Annotated in this window: 4 protein-coding genes; 2 read left to right on the plus strand and 2 right to left on the minus strand. The window is 39.1% G+C overall.

What is annotated here, in order from left to right; translation table 11 throughout:
• Positions 1–187: hypothetical protein (locus BIZ36_RS21000; protein ID WP_222937500.1), on the plus strand; the 187-nt coding region annotated here is incomplete at its 5' end.
• A gap of 26 nt (positions 188–213) precedes the next feature.
• Here the strand turns inward: BIZ36_RS21000 and BIZ36_RS20650 are convergent.
• Positions 214–510 carry a type II toxin-antitoxin system RelE/ParE family toxin gene (locus BIZ36_RS20650; RefSeq protein WP_187459750.1) on the minus strand — a complete coding sequence of 99 codons (297 nt, stop codon included), beginning with the start codon at positions 508–510 and terminating at the stop codon, positions 214–216.
• Entirely contained in the window at positions 507–731 is a 225-nt protein-coding gene (locus BIZ36_RS20655) for a type II toxin-antitoxin system ParD family antitoxin (protein ID WP_187459751.1), read from the minus strand. Before BIZ36_RS20655 ends, BIZ36_RS20650 begins: the two co-directional genes overlap by 4 nt.
• A gap of 207 nt (positions 732–938) precedes the next feature.
• Between BIZ36_RS20655 and BIZ36_RS20660 the strand changes: the two genes are divergently transcribed.
• The coding region (locus BIZ36_RS20660) for a BLUF domain-containing protein (RefSeq protein ID WP_187459752.1) at positions 939–1,165 on the plus strand (227 nt) is incomplete at its 3' end.

The raw sequence follows: 1,165 nt of genomic DNA on the forward strand, positions 1-1,165 counted from the left end.
GTCGCACAGCTGTGCGACAAATAGATATTACTTGGTCTCAAGGCCATTGGGCGAATTTAAAGCTTTGCATAAAAATAAAATAACATTAAGCCACTCCTATTACGACGCAATTCAAGAGCGTTTCTGGGATTACAAGGAAAGCCTCATTACTTACTTGGTCGGTACTTGGTCGGTACTTGGTCGGTGAAAGCTGAAAATCGTTTATTTGAACTTTTAACTTAGAAACTTTACCAAATCCCTTCCCCCGTACAAAACTCTTACTATACGTATGTATCCTTCCATTTTACGATAGAAAATAATATGAGACATGTATGGAAAGCTGAAAAGACCTTCCTTAATTTCCCTTCTATCCTTTCCAATATCTGGATTCTTGGCAATTGCTTTAAAATGGTCGTTCAGCCCAATCAGGTATTCGATTGCTCGGGAAGTTCCAAAACGGTATTCACCATATTCGAATATATCCTCAATGTCATTGTCCGCCTCTTGCGATAGAACGTAGCCTTTTATCACCCGTTCTTTTTTGAAGCGATTATCTCATCCATTTTTCTGGGACTTTCTGGACCGTTCCAACCCTTCTCTATCTCCCTTCTAAGATCTTCAATGACCTTGTCCCTGTAAATTCTATGCAGACGTATTGCGTCACGGATGACCTCACTATTGTTCTGATATTCGCCCGTTGCCACTTGCTGGGCAATGTATTCTTCCTGTTTTTTTGTGAAACTAATATTCATGACAAAATTTTTATCTAACTCAAAAATATATGATTTGTCTATATTTAGCAAATATGGATAACAAATGAATTCTTTTTTTGAACTTTCCCCTAAGTTACGATTTCCGGATTGTCAATGGTAGAAAACGCGAAAGGTAACATTTTCAGTTAATCAAGTCCTTGTGTAAAAAAAATGATACTTTTGCCCGAACCCTAGTAATGTTATGGAATGTATACGCTAACATATGAGTCGGAGGCCGTACCCGGTTTAAGGAATTCGGAAATCGAAGATATCCTCGATACTGCCAGGGCGTTCAATTCCGATAACGGGATCACCGGTTGCCTGATCTACTATTTGGGTAGGTTCATACAGATTTTGGAGGGTCCCGAGGACAAGGTCAAGGCCTTTTACGCGAACATCGAAAAGGATAAAAGGCATAAAAAAGTGAACCTTTT

Origin of the sequence: Cytophaga sp. FL35 (genome assembly GCF_014349235.1) — a bacterium.
GTDB lineage: Bacteria > Bacteroidota > Bacteroidia > Flavobacteriales > Flavobacteriaceae > Euzebyella.

Excerpts from the sequence above, each read along its gene's own strand:
- BIZ36_RS20655 (WP_187459751.1), bottom strand. The coding sequence starts at position 731 with ATGAATATTAGTTTCACAAAAAAACAGGAAGAATACATTGCCCAGCAA.